Origin of the sequence: Rhodovulum sp. FJ3 (assembly GCF_032918305.1) — a bacterium.
Taxonomy (GTDB): domain Bacteria; phylum Pseudomonadota; class Alphaproteobacteria; order Rhodobacterales; family Rhodobacteraceae; genus SAT37.
On sequence record NZ_JAWJUU010000001.1, the window covers coordinates 552,345 to 571,271 of the forward strand.

Genomic DNA, 18,927 nt, shown 5'->3' on the forward strand with positions numbered 1-18,927 from the left:
ACCGGAGGCGACCATGTCCTTTCTGTCTGCGACACTTTCACGTGTTAAACCCTCGCCCACCATCGCGGTCACCAACAAAGCCCGCGAGCTCAAAGCCGCAGGCAAGGATGTCATCGGCCTTGGCGCTGGTGAGCCCGACTTTGATACCCCCGACAACATCAAAGCCGCCGCAAAGGCCGCGATTGATGCGGGTCACACCAAATATACCGCCGTTGACGGCCTGCCCGAACTGAAAGAGGCGATCTGCGCCAAGTTCAAGCGCGACAACGGTCTGGACTACACGCCCGCACAGGTGTCCGTCGGGACCGGCGGCAAACAGATCCTCTACAATGCGCTGGTTGCGACCCTGAACCCGGGTGACGAGGTTCTGATCCCCGCGCCCTATTGGGTGTCCTATCCGGACATGGTTCTGCTGGCCGGTGGTGAGCCGGTTGCGATCGAATGCCCGATCGAGAACAACTTTAAACTGACCCCTGAGCAGCTTGAGGCGGCGATCACGCCCAAAACCAAATGGCTGATCTTCAACTCGCCCTCGAACCCGACCGGTGCGGGCTATACCTGGGATGAGCTCAAGGCGCTGACGGATGTGTTGATGAAACACCCGCATGTCTGGGTCATGACCGACGACATGTATGAGCACCTGACCTACGGTGATTTCGAATTCTGCACCCCCGCACAGGTTGAACCGGGTCTCTATGACCGCACCCTGACCTGTAACGGTGTGTCCAAGGCCTATGCGATGACCGGCTGGCGGATCGGCTATGCCGCAGGTCCGGTTGAGGTCATCAACGCCATGCGCAAGATCCAGTCGCAGTCGACCTCGAACCCCTGCTCTGTCAGCCAGTACGCCGCGCTTGAGGCGCTGAACGGCACGCAGGATTTCATTCCGGTCAACAACGAGCTGTTCAAGCGTCGTCGCGACATGGTTGTCGAGATGCTGAACGCGGCCGAGGGCATCAACTGCCCGACGCCCGAAGGTGCGTTCTATGTCTATCCGTCGGTTGCCGGTTGCATCGGGAAAACCACGCCTGCTGGTGCGAAAATCACCAACGACGAGGAATTCGCGACCGCGCTTCTGGAAGAGAAAGGCGTTGCTGTTGTGTTCGGGGCCGCATTCGGTCTTTCCCCGAATTTCCGCGTCAGCTACGCTACCTCCGACGAGGCACTGAAAGAAGCCTGCACGCGTATTCAGGACTTCTGCGCCTCGCTGAGCTGAGGGATAGATGAGCGACCTGCCGGAATATTATTTCCGTGTCCGTGAGAATGGGGCGGCGGTTTTTCGGATCGACACCGAGAACCGCCAACGCCGCATCGAAATGGATCAGATTGCGGTCGTGAACATCCGAAACGGAGAGGTGCGCCCCCAAGGCGACCGAGAATTGAGCGACGAAGACATCCGCGTCATCAAGGATTGGGTCGACGAGCGGCGCACCATTCTGGCCGAACGCGAGGTGGACGATATCCGCCGCGCCATCGACCACCTGAACCTGACCACCCAATGGGCGCAATCGCGCGCCACCGATGATCAGTTAGAGGCGATTACAGACGCGCTCTTGTTGACGATGCACGACCTGCGCTCGGTCCTTGTGCGCAAAAAGGCCGATCGCATCATGAAAGATCATCAACAGCGCGGGGAATGATCCCTGTCACCTTGGGGTGACGCCAGAACCGCGCCATCAGGGCCGCCGCCGCAAAGGCCAAGCCCACCGCAAGGCCCAGCCAGATCCCGACCCCGCGCCAATCGGCGACAAAGCCCAGAACATAGCTGACCGGCACACCGATGATCCAATAGCTGACCGCCGCGATCAGTAGGGGCACGCGCGTGTCCTGAATGCCGCGTGACAGTCCCATGCCCAGAACCTGAATGGCATCGCCCACCTGAAACGCCGCCGCCGCCGCCAACAGGGTGATCCCGATGGCCAGAACCTCGGCCTTGGCGGGTTCATCGGGGGCGATGAACATCTTGATCAACGGCGTCGGGAACAGGACAAAGACCACAACCGTCGCCACCGCGACCAGCGCCGACAGGCCCAGAACCATCCGCGCCCCGCGCCGCAAATCGGGCAGGTTCCCCTTGCCAAGTGCACGCCCCACCCGCACGGTCGCCGCGTTGCTGAGGCCCACATGGGCCATGAAACTGACCGTACAAATCTGAAGCGCAATCCCGTGCGCGGCCAGATCAATCGGCCCCAGCCACCCCATCATGATCGCCGCCGCCGCGAACAAACCGACCTCGGCCAGATTGGTCAGACCGATGGGCCAGCCAAGGCGAAACACCTGCCAAAACGCCTCGGCATCCGGACGCCAGAGACGGGTGAACAACGCGTGCGCGGGAAAGGCGCGCGCGGCGTAGAGCGCCATCAGGATCAGGGACAAGGCATGCACGCCCAAAGACGCCACAGCCGCGCCGCGTATACCCATCTCCGGCGCACCAAAATGACCGAAAATCAGGACATAGTTGATCACCGCGTTCAGGCCCACCGCCAACAGGGTGATGACCAGAACCGGCTTGGTCCGTTCGGCGGCGGCCAGAAAGCTCTTCAACACCATCACCAACAGCGCCGGAAACAGGCCCCAGCCCGCAATCATCAAATACGCCCCACCCAGATCGGACATCTGCGGGGTCTGCCCCATCAGGGTCAGAAACGGCGTGGCGAAGATGAACAGGGGTGTTGTGATCAGCGCAAACAACATCGACACCCACAGGCCCATCCGCGTCACGCGCCGCGCCTGAACGTGATCGTCCATGCTGTCGGCCTCGGCCACCATGGGCATGACCGCAAAGGCAAAGCCCGAGCCGAAAATGAACAGCACGAAAAAGATCATCCCGCCCAGCACCTGCGCGGCCAAGGCCGTCACATCGTACCAACCCAGCATCAACGCATCCGTAAACCCGATGGCGACCTGCGCAATGTGACTGCCGATCAGGGGCAGCCCCAGCTTGAGGATCGCGCGCAGGTGATGGCCGCGGCTGTTCAAGGGAGGATTGGATTCGCTCATCCCCCAGACATGCGCCGGAACGCGCAAACTGCCAAGTCAGAAATTGATCTGTTTGGTCAAATCCGGTCCCGATGCACGGTTCGAATTCACCGCCGTGCCAACGCGATGAAAATCGACCTGATCCTCGGCGCCCGCGCGCATCAAGCGCGCCGCGCCATGCCCAGCCTCGCCCAGCCACAGCGCCCATTGATCGGGGTTCAGGATCACGGGCTGACGTTTGTGGATCGCAGACAGGCGCTCATTAGCCGCCGTTGTCACAATGGCGCAGGTGGTCAGGTCCTGATCGCCCATGCGCCACGTCTGCCAGACGCCCGCAAAGACCATGACCTGCCCATCCGCGCGGTACAGATACCACGGCAGGCGCGCGCCGGTCTCATCCTTGGTCCATTCGTAAAACCCGTCGGCGGGGATCAGACACCGGCGTGTGCGACAAGCCTCGGCAAAGGCGGGTTTTTGCGCGATGGTCTCAGAACGGGCGTTGATCAACAGCGGCCCATCGGTTGGCGTCTTGTACCACGTCGGAATGAACCCCCATCGCATCGCCACCAACCGCCGCACTCCATCGCCCGCAACCACGGTCGCGACATCATTCGTGGGACAGACGTTGTAATTCGGCACAGGCGGCAGGTCATTGGACGGGGCCGCATCAAACAGGCGCGCCATCGCATCCGTAGGTTGGGTGATCGAAAAACGGCCGCACATCGCGCGGGCCTATTTGCGCCAGTCGCGGCGCGAAATTTCGATCTTGGCCTCCAGCGTGGACATCTCGACCATCAGCGTGCGCCGTTCCGTCCGGTCCGCGGTTTCGCGCAATTGCGCGCGCAGCTTTTCCAACTCGCGTGCCATCAGGACAAAGGGCGGCGCGCCACCGGCGTCTTTGACCACACGTGTCAGAACAGAATTTTCGGGATCATCATCGCGGGGCAGCGGTCGACCGGCACCGGTCAGATTGTCGAATTCGCCCTGCTCTTCGGCCTTGGCGATACGGGCGTTAATCAGATCGATCAGCGGATGGTCCATGGCCCGTTTCCATAATGTCCCCCGCGCACCATGCGCGCGGGGGGCAGTTTCAGTGATTTGGCGACCTTATTCAACCGCCGTGATGCGGCCATCGGTGTAGGGCGCATAGGGACCTTTGGCCGCCATATATTCCGCCGTCACATCAGCCAGATCGGGGCCAAAGTCATAGGCATCCGTCGCATCAACGAACATCTTGTAGCCGTCGCCGCCGTTACGGACATAGTTGTTGGACACAACGCCATAGCTGGCGGCCGGATCGATCGGGGCATCGCCCACGGTGACCGACACGATACGCGCGCCTGGTTCGGCCTTGGGGTCCCACGTAAAGGCGATACCGGCCACTTGGGGGAAGCGACCTGCGCCCTCTTCCACCTGACTTACGCCGTTTTCCAGCGCGTCGATGATGGTTTGCCCCGTGACGGTAAAGGTCGACAGGGTGTTCTGGAACGGCAGAACCGTCAAAACCTCACCCATGGTGACCTCACCCGCGTCGATGCTGGCGCGGATACCGCCGCCGTTCTGGATCGCGATCTGGATGCCTTGATCGGCCACACGGTCCAGCATCGCATCGGCGATCAGGTTGCCCATCGGGCATTCCACGGCGCGGCAGACGCTGCGGTCGCCCTCAATCGCGTCACCGGTTTCGGCAACGACCTTTTGGCGGATTTCCTCAAGCGGACCGGCCAGTTCGGCGATGCGGGCCTTGGTCACCTCATCCTCGGCAACGGCGGCGTCCATGATGATCGGCTCACCCGTTGCGGAGATCACGTTGCCATCGTCGTCAAAGGTAACGTTCAGCTCACCCAAGAACTTACCATAGGCATAGGCCGACACGATTGCCGTGCTGCCGACCATGGTCGGATAGGGCCCCTCGGCGCGCTCATTCGTGTTGGAGAGCAGCGTGTTGGTATGCCCGCCCACGATCACGTCGACACCGGTGGTCTTGGCCGCGACCTCTTGGTCCACGGCATAGCCCGAGTGGCTGAGGACGATGATCTTGTTCACACCCTCGGCGGTCAGCTTGTCGACCTCACCCTGAACGGCGTCCACGGGTGCGGTAAAGATGACGTTCTTGCCCGGGCTGGCCAGTTCATGGGTGTCCTCGGGCGTCAAACCGATCAGGCCGATTTTTTCGCCGCCCTTTTCGATGATGGTGGATTTCTGGATCGCACCGGCCAGCAGGGGTTCGCCGGAGACATCGGCGTTCGACATCAGGATCGGGAAATCAACCGCATCGACAAAACCGCGCAGAACCTCGGGGCCATCGTCGAATTCGTGGTTGCCGACGGTCATCCCGTCATAGCCCATCTTGTTCATCATCTCGGCGGCGACTTTACCCTTGTAATAGGTATAGAACAGCGTGCCTTGGAATTGGTCGCCACCGTCCACCAGAACATAGTTCCCTGCGCGCTCTTTCGCCTCTTCCAGTGCGGACACCAGACGAGCCGAGCCACCAAAGCACTTGCCCTCATCGTTGTCCTCGGCGCTACAGCCGCTGTCGTATTTGGAAATCGGCTCGAACCGCGCGTGGAAATCGTTGGTGTGCAGAACCGTCAGCGAATAATCCGCCATAGCCGAGCCAGCCATCAGGGCCAAACCGGCCGTGCTGGTCGCAAACAAACGCATGAACATGCAAAACTCTCCCAGTGGAATTATAACTCTTATGGCGTCACGTTGGCGCGAATTTACCATTGAGTCAAAGTGAGAGTCGGGCAAATCGGCGATCCTTTGCCCGCACAAACAGGTGACGCTGGGGCAACTGGCAAAACCGCCCAGAAACCGCGCAGAAGCGTGTTTTGCGCCCTGAACCGCCCAAACGCGCGGCAATCTCTTGACCGGATGGGCCTTTCGCGGCAATGGAGCGTCATGCTGATTTACAAGATATTCCGCCGCCCCGAATGGGATGCGCTGCGCGACAACGGCCAGACCTCTGGCGCGCCGATCGACCTGAGCGACGGCTACATCCACCTGTCCACCGCCGAGCAGGTCGTGGAAACCGCCGCCAAGCATTTCGCGGATCAAAGCGATCTGGTCCTTGTCGCGGTTGAGGCGGACGCGCTGGCGCCCGATCTGAAATGGGAACCCTCGCGCGGGGGGGCCCTGTTCCCGCATCTCTATCGCGATATGCACATGGATGATGTGGTGTGGGACAAGTCCCTGCCGCTTGGCGCGACGGGCCATATTTTCCCCGAGGGCGTGGTATGAGTGTGATTGAAAAACTGGGCCTTGCGGCGCTGCACAAAATCGACCCCGAAACAGCGCATGGCCTGTCGCTTAAGGCGATGCGTGCGGGGATTGCGCCGATGCCCGCGCCCTATCGTTCGGCCCGTCTGGAAACGACAGTGGCGGGTCTGAACCTGCCGACGCCGGTGGGTGTTGCGGCGGGGTTTGACAAGAACGCGGTCGCGCTGAACGCGCTGGCGAAATGCGGTCTGGGCTTTGCCGAGGTGGGCGCGATCACCCCCCGCCCGCAAGAGGGGAACCCGCGCCCCCGCCTGTTCCGCCTGCCCCAAGATCGCGGCGTCATCAACCGGTTCGGGTTCAACAATGAGGGCATGGATGCGGTCCTGCCCCGTCTGGCCGCGCGGCCCAAGGACCTGATCCTTGGGCTGAACCTCGGCGCGAACAAGGACAGCGCGGACCGCGCCGCCGATTTCGCGACGGTTCTGGGCCATTGCGGCGCGCATCTGGATTTCGCGACGGTCAACGTGTCCTCGCCCAACACCGAAAAGCTGCGCGATCTGCAAGGGGCCGATGCCCTGCGCGCGCTGCTGAACGGTGTGGTTGAGGTGCGCGCGACCCTGCCCCGTCCGATCCCCGTCTTCCTGAAAATCGCACCGGATCTGACGCCCGAGGAGTTGCAGGAAATCGCCGAGGTTGCCGTGGAAACCGGCATCGACGCCATCATCGCGACCAACACCACCCTGTCGCGTGACGGTCTGGTCAGTGAACACCGCGACCAGATGGGCGGCCTGTCGGGTCAGCCCCTGTTCGAAAAATCCACCCGTGTTCTGGCCCAACTCTATCAGATGGTTGACGGGCGCGTGGCCCTGATCGGGGTGGGCGGCATCGGCTCGCCCGAGCAGGCCTATGAGAAAATCCGCGCAGGCGCGAACGCTGTTCAACTCTATTCCGCGCTGGCCTATCAGGGCATGTCGCTGATCACCGAGATCACCCGTGGCCTTGATCACCTGCTCAAACGGGACGGGTTCAAATCGGTCGCGGATGCGGTCGGCACCGGGAACAAGGATTGGGCGGCATGATCACCATCTGGCACAACCCACGTTGTAGCAAATCGCGCATGGCGCTGGCCGCGCTGCAAGAGCGCGGCGATGATCCCGTGGTGCGCAAATACCTTGATGACGCGCCCAGTCTGGATGAACTGCGCCTTGCGCATCAGACGTTGAACATCCCCGTGATCGAGATGATGCGGTCCAAGGATGCCCTGTTCAAGGAGCTTGGCCTGTCGGCGACGGATGGGGATGAGGCGTTGCTGGCCGCGATGGCCGCGCACCCCGCCCTGATCGAACGGCCCATCGTGTTTGCCAACGGCAAGGCCGCAATCGGGCGCCCGACCGAGGCGATTTTTACGATCCTGTAGACTGGTCCGGATTCTGGGACGCGGGCGCGTCTGCCGCCCGCTCCAACGCCATATAGCGCGCGCCCAACGTCGCCCCGCGCGCCGCGAACGACACCAACAACGCGACCCACAATCCATGGTTCCCGAACACGGGCACCAGCAGGGCCAGCGCGCCGACGTAGATCACAAACGATAGGGCCATCATGTTGCGCATGTCGCCCGTGCGCGTCGCGCCGATGAACACCCCGTCCAACAACCACGGCACCACCCCGATCAGCGGGGCCAGGACCATATAGGGCAGGTAATGGCGGGCTTCGGTTCGGATGTCGGGCGCGGTGGTCATCGCATCGATGATCGCGCCGCCAAAGACACCGAACGCCACCGCCGTGCCCGCCGCCGTGATCCCCGACCAGATCGCACAGAGAACAACCGCACGGCGCAGCGCCGAGCGCCGTCGCGCGCCCAGCGCCTGCCCCACCAGCGTTTCCACCGCAAAGGCAAACCCATCAAGGCCATAGGCGGTGATGTGCAGAAACTGCAACAACACCTGATTGGCCGCCAACGGTCGATCCCCGAACCCCGCCCCAAGGAACAGGAACGACACGAACATCGCCTGCAACAACAGGGACCGGATCAGGATATCAGTATTGACCCGCGCCATGTGGATCAGGCGCGCGCGATCCAATATCCGCGCCCACTCCCATCGCAACCTGAACGCCGTTCGACAGAGGTACAGACCAAGGCCAAGCGCGCTCCACTCCGCGATGAAGGTGGCCCATGCCACGCCCGCCACGCCAAACCCCATGCCCGGCACGAACAACAGATCCAACAGGATGTTCACCCCGTTCATCCAGACCTGCAAAACCAGAACCGCGCGGGTGCGCTCCACCGCGATTAGCCATCCGGTGATCCCGTATATCGCAATCGCCGCTGGGGCCGACCAGATGCGGATGCCGGCATAGGTGCGGGCAAGGGTCTCGACCTCGGGACTGGCGGGTGACACCATAAACGCGCCGTGGATCAGAGGCACCTGTAGCGCGATCAGACCGACACCGGCGGCCAGCCCGATCAACAAGGCGCGCAGAAACATCGCGCCGACCTCGGGCGTATCGCCGCGCCCGAATGCCTGTGACGTCAGGCCCGTCGTGCCCATCCGCAGAAAACCGAACACCCAATAAAGCGCCGTCAGGATAATCGCGCCGACACCGACCGCGCCAATCGGGGCCGCCTGCCCCATGCGTCCGACGACGGCTGTATCGACCACGCCCAGAATGGGCACGGTCGCATTGGACAGAACAATCGGCAAGGCAATCGCCAGCACACGCCGGTGGCCAAGCGCCCCCATCCGCGTGTCAGCCATTGCTGGACGGCATCAGGAAATGACCGGTAGCCTGCGCAAACAGGCGGTCGCGGTTGTCTTGCCAGCCCTCGACATGGACGCTTGCGTACCGCCGCCCCGACCGGTTCACCCGCGCCCGCGCATAGGCGTCGCGCGGCAGACCCGCGCGCAGGTAATCGACGGTGAAATCAATCGTCTTGGGCATTTTCGGCAGGGTGTCGGGCGTCAGGGCGTCGGGGTTCAATTCGCCCGTTTCCATCTGATCCCACAGGGTGGCCCAGCTGAGGCCGACAATCGCCGTGACCTCTAGAAACGCCGCTGTGACGCCGCCGTGGATCGCGGGCAGCATCGTGTTACCGATCACTTTTTCATCGAACGGCAGGATCGCGGTCAACTCATCCCCGCGCCGGTCAAACCGGATGTCGAGGAACTGGATATACGGAATACCGGTCAACAGCGCGTTCAGCACCCCGTCGCGGCGTTGCTTGATCTGTTGAACAGGTTCGGGGCGACGGGCGCTCATGCCTGATCCTCGCTCTTTTTCGGGCGTTCCAACGTAAAGGCACCGGTGGCGGTGGCCACAGGGCGATCACGGTCCTCATCTGTGGCAACCGCGCGCACAAAGGCGATGGAGCGCGTCACGTGATAGCATTCGGCGCGCGCCGTGATCCGCTGACCCGGCGTGGCGGGACGCATATAGTCGATCCTCAGATCCAGCGTCGCCGTCCCAAGGCTATCGGTCGGGTGGCTCATCACCGCCGCGCCGCCGCTTGTGTCCATCAGCGCGGACACCGCCCCGCCATGGATCACACCGGTTGCCGGATCGCCCACCAGTTTCGGATCATAGGGCATCGAGATTTCGGATACGCCGTCCTCTAGGTACTCAACCCGCAAATCGAGTGCCCGCGAATGCGGCATTCCCTCGATAAACTGCCGCACTAATGTCACTTTGTCGTCAGCCATCGCCGTCCCCTTTTCCCTGTGGACTATTTGGTCTTGCCAACGAGGTCGCAAGTGTTAAGTTTGAAAATGAGAATAATTCGCAAAAGCAAATAGGCATCAAATGTCCTCCGAAACTCTGAATTCCCACCGCACCGGGCCACTGCGCCTACCGACCGGCTTGGGACCGTTTCGTATCAGACGGGCGCTCATCGCGGCGGTTTTCGTGGCGTTGGCGGTGTTTCCGGGGGAATTGGGCGCGCTGACACGGTCGTTGATGACGGATGCGTTTGTGCAGGTGTCTGTGTTTGTGGCCGCGACCCTGATGCTGTTTTACGGGGCCGAGCGGGTGTTCAAATTCGACATCGGCACCGCACTACAGAACGCGCGCGGCGCACAGGTGCCCTTGGCGGCGCTGCTGGGCGCGACGCCCGGATGTGGCGGCGCGGTGGTCGTTGTGGCCGCCTATAGTTCGGGTCACGTCGGGATGGGCGCGCTGGTCGCGACCCTGACGGCGACCATGGGGGACGCTGCGTTTTTGTTGATCGCCACGCGCCCCGATGTGGCCGCGGTGGTTCTGCCCGTGTCGATGGCCGTGGGCGTCGCGTCGGGCTGGATCGTCGATCTGATCCACCCGCGCCACACCATTCCGCGCGGCCAGACCTGTGACGTGGTCGCGCCCATCGGCAAACTGCGTCTGCGCGATCTGGTCTATCTGGCTGTGGCCGCTCCCGGCCTGATCGTAGGTGCGGCGCAATTGTTTCAGATCGAGATCACCGGCTTTTTCGGCGTCCCGATTGAACCCATCGCATTGGCCGGTGTGGCGACGGGTCTGTTTGTCTGGGCCACCTCGCCCGTCAACGCCATGACCGCCACCAGCGACAGCCCCGCCACCCGCGCGACCGAAGAGACCAGCTTTATCACCGTTTGGGTTCTGGGGGCCTATCTGGCCTATGATTATGCGGCGGCCTATCTGGGCCTCGACCTTGCGGCGACGTTCCAATCGATTGCGCCCCTGTTGCCGCTGATCGCGATTGCCATCGGGTTTGTGCCCGGATGTGGTCCGCAGGTTCTGGTGACGACGCTCTATATCAACGGGGTGATTCCGTTCGCCGCGCTGATCGGCAACGCGATCTCGAACGACGGGGACGCCCTGTTCCCCGCGATTGCCCTCAACCCGCGCGCAGCCGTGATCGCAACGATCTATTCGTCGGTCCCTGCCCTGATCGTGGCATACGGGTTTTACTTTGCCGCACCGTCCTTCATGAACTGATTTGCACCCCCGCACGTATGCCGCTACCGTTCGCGGCATACGACCAAGGGAGGAGCCCGTGTCGGAAGACACCCTGACATTCAAGGAAATGTGCGCCAAGTTCGACGTGACCCCGCGCACCCTGCGGTATTACGAATATATCGAACTGCTGAGCCCCATCAAAGAAGGCCGCAGCCGGTTCTACACCCCGCGCGAAGTGGCGCGCATGACGCTGGTCCTGCGGGGACGCCGGTTCGGGTTCAGCCTTGAGGAAATCCGGCAATGGCTGGAAATCTACGAACAACAAGGCACCGAGGCCCAGATGGAGGCGTGGATCGCCATGGCCGACCGCCAACTGGGCGAATTGCGCACCCAGTATGAGCAACTGGCCGAAACCATCACCGACCTGCAAAAACTGCGCGACGACATCGCCGCCGACATGCCCAAGTAACGACGTGGCGTCATAGTCCGAATGCCGGAAATTTGACGCCACGTTCCGTTTACGTAAACGTCACCTTCGCGCTAACGTCCTGACACATACCTCAATCAGGGTAACTGCCGGACGTGACGATGACACAAGACACTTTGACCATACGCCAGATGTGCGACGCCTTTGAGGTGACGCCGCGCACGCTTCGTTTTTACGAGGCCAAGGAACTGTTGTTCCCCGAACGCGAAGGCCAAAAGCGCCTCTTCACCCGCCGCGACCAAGCGCGGCTCAAGCTGATTCTGCGCGGCAAGCGGTTTGGCTTTAGCCTCGAAGAAATCCGACAGCTTTTGGATATGTACGAAATTGGCGATCAGCAGGAAACGCAACTGCGTGAAACCCTGCAGGCCGCCCAGCAACATCTCGGGGATTTGGAACGTCAACGCGAAGAATTGGACATCGCGATCGACGATCTACGTGAACAAATGGCGTGGGTGGAAAAGCGCCTCACCACGCTGAGCAGCGACCAAGCTGCCGAATAAGGGAGAGAGACACATGCCCATTTACAACGCACCGGTGCAGGACCTGCAATTCGTTCTGCACGACGTCCTGAACGTCTCGTCCAGCGACGTTGACGGCTACGGCGAACTGGAACCGTCCTTTACCGCCGCCGTTCTCGAAGAGGCCGGCAAACTGTCATCCGAGGTTCTGGCCCCCCTGAACCCCGTCGGCGACACCGAGGGCTGTACGCTTGAGAACGGGGTCGTGCGCACGCCGACCGGTTTCGGCGACGCATTCGAAAAGATCAAAGAAGGCGGCTGGAACGGTCTGGACCTGCCCGAGGAATATGGCGGTCAGAACCTGCCCTATGTCCTGTCGACGGCGGTTGGCGAAATCATGGTCTCCGCCAATATGGCGTTCAACATGTATCAGGGCCTGACCCACGGCGCGATCAGCGCAATCCTCGCCCACGGCAGTGACGAGCAAAAGGCCAAATACCTGCCCAAGATGGTCAGCCTCGACTGGACCGGCACCATGAACCTGACCGAACCGCATTGCGGCACGGACCTTGGCATGATGCGCACCAAGGCCGAGCCGCAGGATGACGGCTCCTATCTGATCACCGGCCAAAAGATTTTCATCTCGGCGGGCGATCACGACATGGCCGAGAACATCATCCACCTCGTGCTGGCCAAGGCACCCGGCGGTGGAGAAGGCACCAAAGGCATCTCCCTGTTCATCGTGCCCAAATTCATGGTCAACGACGACGGCAGCCTTGGGGACCGCAACCCCGTCACCGTCGGCAAGATCGAAGAGAAAATGGGCATCCACGGTAACGCGACCTGTGTGATGAACTATGACGGGGCCAAGGGCTTCCTGATTGGCGATCTGCACAAAGGCATGCGCGCCATGTTCACCATGATGAACGAGGCCCGTCTGGGCGTCGGCCTGCAGGGCTATGCCCAAGCCGAGGCCGCCTATCAAAACGCCGTCGCCTATGCCAACGACCGCCTGCAAGGGCGCGACGTGACCGGCGTGAAAAACCCCGACGGCCCCGCCGATCCGATCATCGTGCACCCCGACGTGCGCCGGAACCTGATGGATCAGAAATCCTTTATCGAGGGCGCACGCGCCTTTACCCTCTGGGGTGCGAAACTGATCGACGCCGCCCACCGCGCAGGCGATGAAGACGCCGAAGGCCTGATCTCGCTGATGACGCCGGTGATCAAGGGCGTGCTGACCGACCGCGGGTTTGAGATGGCCGTACAGGCGCAACAGGTCTATGGCGGCCACGGCTATATCGAGGAATGGGGCATGTCCCAATTCGCCCGCGATGCCCGTATCGCCATGATCTACGAAGGCGCCAACGGCATTCAGGCGCTGGACCTCGTGGGTCGCAAACTGGCCCAATCGGGCGGGAAATACGTGATGGCGTTCTTTGAGATGGTGAAAAACTTTATCAAGGAAAACGAGGGCAACGAGGCGCTCAAGTCCGATTTCCTCGACCCGCTCAAAGCCGCCTCCAAAGACCTGCAGGCCGCCGGCATGTTCTTTATGCAAAACGGGATGAAGAACCCCAATGCGGCCTTGGCGGGGTCCTATGACTTCATGCACCTGTTCGGGCATGTCTGTCTGGGCCTGATGTGGGCCCAAATGGCCAAAGCGGCCCACGGCGCACTGGACGCGGGCACCGATGATCCCGCATTCTATGAGGCGAAACTGACGACCGGAAAATATTACATGGCGCGCCAACTGCCCGCCACGGCCCTGCATCTGGCCCGTATCCAGAGCGGTGCCGATCCGGTCATGACACTCGCTGCGGCTGATTTCTAGGGGCCGCGCAGAAACGGAGACACCATGCCAAAACGCCTTCGCCTCACCAGACGGTTTCCGGTCGCTATGACCGAGGATTCCTACCGCCGCTTGCGCCGATTTGCCCGCGAGGCCGGTCTGGATGAAGGCGAGGCCCTGTCGTTTCTCTTCGAGAATTTCGACAGCGTCATGGACGAAGAAAAACTTCCGCATCGGCTGCGCCTGTTCAATGCGGAATTGGAAGCACGGAAAAAATGACGGGGGGACACGCGGCTCGCGCAGGAATTTGAGTATTTGAACCAAGATGAAAGACAGGTCGGGCCCCACCTTCCGCCCACCCGAACGCAGGAGGGAAGGTAGGGCCGTCTTCACCTTGGGCGGTCATCGGCTCTCCAGCCTGTACCGCACAACAAGTTGAAAACGATCAGGGTTAATAAAATCCTTCCTGCCTTCATCTTGGCAAAAATACTCAAATCCAAACCGCGCCGTGCGCACACCCGATTGGGAGGAAGTGAATTTGACCAGAAAACTCTATTGTTTTGGCGAAAGCGGGCATTCCTATAAGGCCGCTTTGGCGTTGGAGCTATCCGGCCTTGAATGGGAACCGGAATATATCGATTTCTTTAAGGGCGGCACGCGTACGCCGGAATATCTTGCCCTTAACCCCATGGGTGAGGCGCCGGTATTGGTCGATGGCGATCTGGTCCTAAGCCAATCGGCGGTCATTCAGGATCACATTTTGGACCTATCCGACCGGTTCGCCGTCTCAGATCCCGCCGAACAGCGCGAGGTCTACCGCTGGACTCTATGGGACAACCACAAACTGTCGTCGCAGGCCGGGGTTTTGCGGTTCCTTATGAACTTTGTCCCCGAAGAGAAGCGTCCCGCCGAGGTGATCAACTGGTTGACCGGTCGCTGTGCCGGGGCGTTTGCGACGCTGGAGCGCGCATTGGAAAACCGCGACTGGATTGCCGCCGCGACGCCGAGCATGGCCGACCTGACGTGCTGTTCCTACCTCTATTATCCTGAGCCGTTCACCTTTGATCGTGCCGATTACCCCAACATCGACGCCTGGCTGTCGCGCATCAGCGCCCTGCCTGGTTGGAAGCACCCTTATGACCTTATGCCGCGCGCATTCGGGTCCTGATTTGAAAGGCAGATGATGACCGACGCATATATTTATGACGCTGTACGCACGCCGCGTGGCAAGGGCCGCAAGGATGGCGCGCTGCATGAGGTAACGTCGCTGCGCCTGTCGGCACAGGTGCTGGACGCGCTGGCCGAGCGCAACAATCTGGATGGCCATGCGGTTGAGGATGTAATCTGGGGCAATGTCACGCAGGTCGGGGAACAGGGCGGCTGTTTGGCGCGCTCGGCGGTTCTGGCGTCCAAGCTGGACGAGACGATCCCGGGGCTGTCGATCAACCGCTTTTGCGCCAGCGGGATGGAGGCGGTGAACCTTGCCGCGAACCAAGTCCGTGGCGGCGCCGGTGAGGCATACATCGCCGGTGGTGTCGAAATGATGGGCCGCGTGGCCATGGGCAGCGATGGCGCGGCGATTGCCGTTGATCCGTCCCTGGCTATGAAGACCTATTTCGTGCCCCAAGGGATTTCGGCCGATATCATCGCCACCGAATACGGGTTCTCGCGCGATGATGCGGACGCCTTGGCCGTCGAAAGCCAACGCCGCGCCGCCGCCGCATGGAAGGACAACCGGTTCGAGAAATCCATTGTCACCGTGCGCGATGTAAATGGTCTGCCCATTCTGGACCACGACGAATACATGCGCCCGGGTACCGACATGCAGGCGCTTGGCGCGCTGAAGGCCTCGTTCAAGGACATGGGCGAAATGATGCCCGGGTTCGACAAGGTGGCCCTGCTGAAATACCCGCATCTTGAGCGGATCAACCACATCCACCACGCGGGCAACAGCTCGGGCATCGTGGACGGCTCGGCCGGTGTTCTGATCGGCAACAAAGAGTTCGGTGAAAAGCACGGGTTGAAACCGCGCGCGCGCATCCGCGCCACGGCAAAAATCGGGACGGACCCGACGATCATGCTGACCGGTCCGGTGCCTGTGACGCAAAAGATCCTTGCCGATCATGGCATGGCGATTTCCGACATCGACCTGTTTGAGGTGAACGAGGCATTTGCCAGTGTCGTTCTGCGCTTCATGCAGGCGTTCGATGTGGATCATGACAAGGTCAACGTGAACGGCGGTTCGATTGCGATGGGGCATCCCCTTGGCGCGACCGGTGCGATCATCATCGGCACCCTGCTGGATGAGCTTGAGCGCAGCGATAAAGAGGTTGGATTGGCGACCCTCTGCATTGCCTCGGGCATGGGCGCGGCCACGATCATCGAGCGCGTCTGATGGGCGTCATCGACCAAGGTAAGGCGCCGGTGAAAACCGGTTCGATCTATCCCGAACCTTATGCCAGTCAGATGGCGGGGCGCACATCGCTGCGCCTTGGGGATTTGGGTGGATTGACCCAGTTCGGCGCGAATATCGTGATCCTGCAGCCCGGCGCGAAATCGTCCCTGCGTCACTGGCACCTGAACGAGGACGAATTCGTGATGGTGACCGAGGGCGAATGCACCTTGGTGCAGGACGCGGGCGAAACCGTGATGCGGGTTGGCGATTGTGCGGCCTTTCCTGCGGGGGACACGGATGGCCATTGCTTTGTGAACAAGACCGACGCCGAGGCGCGCTTTTTGGTGGTAGGCACCCGCGCGCCCCGCGAAGTTGCAACCTATTCTGATGTCGACCTGAAGGTTGAGATCGCCGACGGCAAGGCGACCTTTACCCACAAGGACGGCCGACCCTTTGAGGGAGGAAAACCATGACCGAATTCCATTACAACGTCGATCAGGACGGTGTGGCCACGCTGACGTGGGATGTGCCGGGTAAATCGATGAATGTGCTGTCCTTTGACGCGCTGGCCGAGTTGAACGACGGGATCGACAAGGCACTGGCCGATGACGCCGTCAAAGGCATCATCATCACCAGCGGCAAAAAGGATTTCGCGGGCGGGATGGATTTGAACATCCTTGCGCGGATGAAAGAGGACGCGGGCGACAACCCCGCCCAAGGCCTGTTTGACGGCATCATGCAGATGCACGGCTTGCTGCGCAAAATCGAACGCGCGGGCATGGACGCCAAGACCAATAAGGGCGGCAAACCGATTGCCGCCGCCTTGCCCGGCACCGCCGTGGGGATCGGTCTGGAACTGCCGCTGTCGTGCCACCGGATTTTCGCCGCCGACAACCCCAAGGCCAAGATCGGCCTGCCCGAAATCATGGTCGGCATCTTTCCCGGTGCGGGCGGCACGACCCGTCTGGTGCGCAAGCTGGGCGCAATGGCGGCCGCGCCGTTCCTGCTTGAGGGCAAGCTGCAGGACCCGAAAAAGGCCAAGATGGCCGGTATCATCGACGAGGTGACCGCGCCGGAGGACCTGCTGGCCAAGGCCAAGGAATGGGTCCTGTCGGCCAAGGACGCCGATATCGTCAAACCGTGGGACGCCAAGGGATATAAAATGCCCGGCGGTGCGCCCTATCACCCTGCCGGTTTCATGACCTTTGTCGGCGCAAGCGCGATGGTCCACGGCAAAACCCAAGGCGTCTATCCGGCGGCCAAGGCGTTGTTGTCGGCGGTGTATGAGGGCGCATTGGTGCCGTTTGACACCGCGTTGAAGATCGAGGCGCGGTGGTTCACCAACGTCCTGATGAACCCGTCCTCGGGCGCGATGATCCGGTCCCTCTTCATCAACAAAGAGGCCTTGGAAAAAGGCGCGGTGCGTCCTACCGATGTGCCCGATCAATCGGTGACCAAGGTCGGCGTTCTGGGCGCGGGCATGATGGGTGCGGGCATCGCACTGGTCTCGGCTATGGCGGGGATTGAGGTGGTGCTGCTCGATCAATCTCTGGAGGCGGCGGAAAAGGGCAAGGCCTATACTGCGACCTATATGGACAAGGGCATCGCCCGCAAAAAGGCCACGCCCGAAAAGAAAGAGACGGTTCTGGGCCAGATCACCGCGACCGACGATTACGCCGCGCTTGCCGGTTGTGATCTGATCGTCGAGGCGGTGTTCGAGGATCCGAAAATCAAGGCCGAGGTCACCGCCAAGGTCCTAGAGGTGGTGCCCGAGGACTGTATCTTTGCCTCGAACACCTCGACCCTGCCGATCAGTGAACTGGCCAAAGCGTCCAGCAAACCCGAGCAATTCATCGGCATCCACTTCTTTAGTCCCGTGGAAAAGATGATGCTGGTCGAGATCATCAAGGGTCGCGAAACCGGTGATCGCGCGGTGGCCAAGGCGCTGGACTATGTGCGCCAGATCCGCAAAACGCCGATCGTGGTGAATGACGCGCGGTTCTTTTACGCCAACCGCTGTATCATCCCCTACATCAACGAAGGTATCCGCATGGTGGCCGAGGGCGTTGCGCCCGCGCTGGTGGAAAATGCCGCGAAAATGGTCGGGATGCCTTTGGGTCCGCTGCAACTGGTCGATGAGACCTCGATTGATCTGGGCGTGAAAATCGCCAAGGCAACCAAGGCCGCGATGGGCGATGCCTATCCCGATGGGGCCGTCGATGACGTGTTGTTCTGGATGTTCGATCAGGGCCGACTGGGGCGCAAATCTGCCGCCGGTTTCTATGCCTATGACGACAAGGGCAAACGCACCGGTCTGTGGGACGGCCTTGGCGCGCAATACGCGGTGGCCGAGGATCAGCCCGAGTTGACCGAGGTACAGCACCGCCTGTTGTTCGCGCAGGTGCTTGAGGCCGTGCGCGCGCTGGAAGAGGGCGTTCTGATGGACATCCGCGAAGGCGACGTTGGCGCGATCCTTGGCTGGGGCTTTGCGCCGTGGTCGGGCGGGCCTCTCAGCTGGCTCGACATCATCGGTGCGGCCAAGGCCGTGGAATGGTGTGACCGGCTGACGGAAAAACACGGGGACCGCTTTGCCGCCCCCGCGCTGTTGCGTGATATGGCCGCCAAAGGCGACACGTTCTATGGCCGGTTCAATCCGGCACAGGCGGCGGCCTAGTCGCCCGGC

At 61.5% G+C, this 18,927-nt stretch carries 21 protein-coding genes; 14 read left to right on the forward strand and 7 right to left on the reverse strand.

The features are described 5' to 3' along the window. Positions 1–13 precede the first annotated feature (13 nt). Together R1W00_RS02765 and R1W00_RS02770 are read left to right on the forward strand one after the other, a co-directional pair. Positions 14–1,216: a pyridoxal phosphate-dependent aminotransferase gene (locus tag R1W00_RS02765; protein WP_317261183.1), complete on the forward strand. Its 1,203-nt coding sequence runs from the start codon at positions 14–16 to the stop codon at positions 1,214–1,216. A 7-nt stretch (positions 1,217–1,223) separates the two neighbouring features. Then, positions 1,224–1,640: a hypothetical protein gene (locus tag R1W00_RS02770; protein WP_317261184.1), complete on the forward strand. Its 417-nt coding sequence runs from the start codon at positions 1,224–1,226 to the stop codon at positions 1,638–1,640. Here the strand turns inward: R1W00_RS02770 and R1W00_RS02775 are convergent. The 4 genes from R1W00_RS02775 to R1W00_RS02790 all read right to left on the reverse strand — a co-directional run bounded on the left by R1W00_RS02775 (position 1,609) and on the right by R1W00_RS02790 (position 5,652). Further along, positions 1,609–3,000, reverse strand: coding sequence for an MATE family efflux transporter (locus R1W00_RS02775; RefSeq protein ID WP_317261185.1), 1,392 nt, complete (start codon positions 2,998–3,000; stop codon positions 1,609–1,611). The genes R1W00_RS02770 and R1W00_RS02775 overlap by 32 nt on opposite strands. A gap of 36 nt (positions 3,001–3,036) precedes the next feature. Then, entirely contained in the window at positions 3,037–3,702 is a 666-nt protein-coding gene (locus R1W00_RS02780) for an SOS response-associated peptidase (RefSeq protein WP_317261186.1), read from the reverse strand. Positions 3,703–3,711: 9 nt separating this feature from the next. After that, positions 3,712–4,020 (reverse strand): DUF1992 domain-containing protein, encoded by a 309-nt coding sequence (locus tag R1W00_RS02785; RefSeq protein ID WP_317261187.1) that lies wholly within the window; start codon positions 4,018–4,020, stop codon positions 3,712–3,714. A gap of 66 nt (positions 4,021–4,086) precedes the next feature. Then, on the reverse strand, positions 4,087–5,652 hold the full coding sequence (locus tag R1W00_RS02790; RefSeq protein ID WP_317261188.1) for a bifunctional metallophosphatase/5'-nucleotidase: 1,566 nt from the start codon (positions 5,650–5,652) through the stop codon (positions 4,087–4,089). Positions 5,653–5,886: 234 nt separating this feature from the next. Here R1W00_RS02790 and R1W00_RS02795 point away from each other — a divergent pair, with 234 nt between their 5' ends. Genes R1W00_RS02795 through arsC form a run of 3 tightly spaced genes read left to right on the forward strand, consistent with a single transcriptional unit; the run spans position 5,887 to position 7,621 of the window. Next, on the forward strand, positions 5,887–6,225 hold the full coding sequence (locus R1W00_RS02795) for a DUF952 domain-containing protein (RefSeq protein ID WP_317261189.1): 339 nt from the start codon (positions 5,887–5,889) through the stop codon (positions 6,223–6,225). Continuing rightward, positions 6,222–7,283, forward strand: a complete 1,062-nt coding sequence (locus R1W00_RS02800) for a quinone-dependent dihydroorotate dehydrogenase (RefSeq protein ID WP_317261190.1) — start codon at positions 6,222–6,224, stop codon at positions 7,281–7,283. The genes R1W00_RS02795 and R1W00_RS02800 overlap by 4 nt, the downstream gene beginning before the upstream one ends. Further along, positions 7,280–7,621, forward strand: a complete 342-nt coding sequence (gene arsC, locus R1W00_RS02805) for an arsenate reductase (glutaredoxin) (RefSeq protein ID WP_317261191.1) — start codon at positions 7,280–7,282, stop codon at positions 7,619–7,621. The genes R1W00_RS02800 and arsC overlap by 4 nt, the downstream gene beginning before the upstream one ends. Here arsC and R1W00_RS02810 read toward each other — a convergent pair. From R1W00_RS02810 to R1W00_RS02820, 3 genes are read right to left on the reverse strand one after another with little or no spacing between them, the layout of a single operon-like run. Beyond that, positions 7,608–8,960: an MATE family efflux transporter gene (locus R1W00_RS02810; protein ID WP_317261192.1), complete on the reverse strand. Its 1,353-nt coding sequence runs from the start codon at positions 8,958–8,960 to the stop codon at positions 7,608–7,610. The genes arsC and R1W00_RS02810 overlap by 14 nt on opposite strands. Then, positions 8,953–9,462, reverse strand: coding sequence for a PaaI family thioesterase (locus R1W00_RS02815; RefSeq protein WP_317261193.1), 510 nt, complete (start codon positions 9,460–9,462; stop codon positions 8,953–8,955). Before R1W00_RS02815 ends, R1W00_RS02810 begins: the two co-directional genes overlap by 8 nt. Beyond that, entirely contained in the window at positions 9,459–9,902 is a 444-nt protein-coding gene (locus R1W00_RS02820; protein ID WP_317261194.1) for a PaaI family thioesterase, read from the reverse strand. Before R1W00_RS02820 ends, R1W00_RS02815 begins: the two co-directional genes overlap by 4 nt. A gap of 202 nt (positions 9,903–10,104) precedes the next feature. Here R1W00_RS02820 and R1W00_RS02825 point away from each other — a divergent pair, with 202 nt between their 5' ends. The 9 genes from R1W00_RS02825 (at position 10,105) to R1W00_RS02865 (ending at position 18,918) form a co-directional block, all read left to right on the forward strand. Beyond that, on the forward strand, positions 10,105–11,151 hold the full coding sequence (locus R1W00_RS02825; protein WP_317261195.1) for a putative manganese transporter: 1,047 nt from the start codon (positions 10,105–10,107) through the stop codon (positions 11,149–11,151). Positions 11,152–11,209: 58 nt separating this feature from the next. Continuing rightward, the gene (locus tag R1W00_RS02830; protein WP_317261196.1) at positions 11,210–11,581 is read left to right on the forward strand and encodes a MerR family DNA-binding transcriptional regulator; all 372 of its coding nucleotides are present in this window, start codon (positions 11,210–11,212) and stop codon (positions 11,579–11,581) included. A gap of 119 nt (positions 11,582–11,700) precedes the next feature. After that, complete coding sequence (locus R1W00_RS02835) at positions 11,701–12,099, forward strand: MerR family DNA-binding transcriptional regulator (protein ID WP_317261197.1); 399 nt, start codon at positions 11,701–11,703, stop codon at positions 12,097–12,099. A 13-nt stretch (positions 12,100–12,112) separates the two neighbouring features. Then, positions 12,113–13,891 (forward strand): acyl-CoA dehydrogenase C-terminal domain-containing protein, encoded by a 1,779-nt coding sequence (locus R1W00_RS02840; protein ID WP_317261198.1) that lies wholly within the window; start codon positions 12,113–12,115, stop codon positions 13,889–13,891. Between the two features lie 24 nt (positions 13,892–13,915). Continuing rightward, a complete protein-coding gene (locus tag R1W00_RS02845) occupies positions 13,916–14,128 on the forward strand; it encodes a hypothetical protein (protein WP_317261199.1) in 213 nt (70 codons plus the stop codon). Between the two features lie 259 nt (positions 14,129–14,387). Further along, positions 14,388–15,017, forward strand: coding sequence for a glutathione S-transferase (locus tag R1W00_RS02850; protein ID WP_317261200.1), 630 nt, complete (start codon positions 14,388–14,390; stop codon positions 15,015–15,017). Positions 15,018–15,032: 15 nt separating this feature from the next. Then, positions 15,033–16,244: an acetyl-CoA C-acetyltransferase gene (locus tag R1W00_RS02855; RefSeq protein ID WP_317261201.1), complete on the forward strand. Its 1,212-nt coding sequence runs from the start codon at positions 15,033–15,035 to the stop codon at positions 16,242–16,244. Then, positions 16,244–16,717 carry a cupin domain-containing protein gene (locus R1W00_RS02860; protein ID WP_317261202.1) on the forward strand — a complete coding sequence of 158 codons (474 nt, stop codon included), beginning with the start codon at positions 16,244–16,246 and terminating at the stop codon, positions 16,715–16,717. The genes R1W00_RS02855 and R1W00_RS02860 overlap by 1 nt, the downstream gene beginning before the upstream one ends. Then, positions 16,714–18,918: a 3-hydroxyacyl-CoA dehydrogenase NAD-binding domain-containing protein gene (locus tag R1W00_RS02865; protein WP_317261203.1), complete on the forward strand. Its 2,205-nt coding sequence runs from the start codon at positions 16,714–16,716 to the stop codon at positions 18,916–18,918. Before R1W00_RS02860 ends, R1W00_RS02865 begins: the two co-directional genes overlap by 4 nt. Positions 18,919–18,927: the final 9 nt, after the last annotated feature.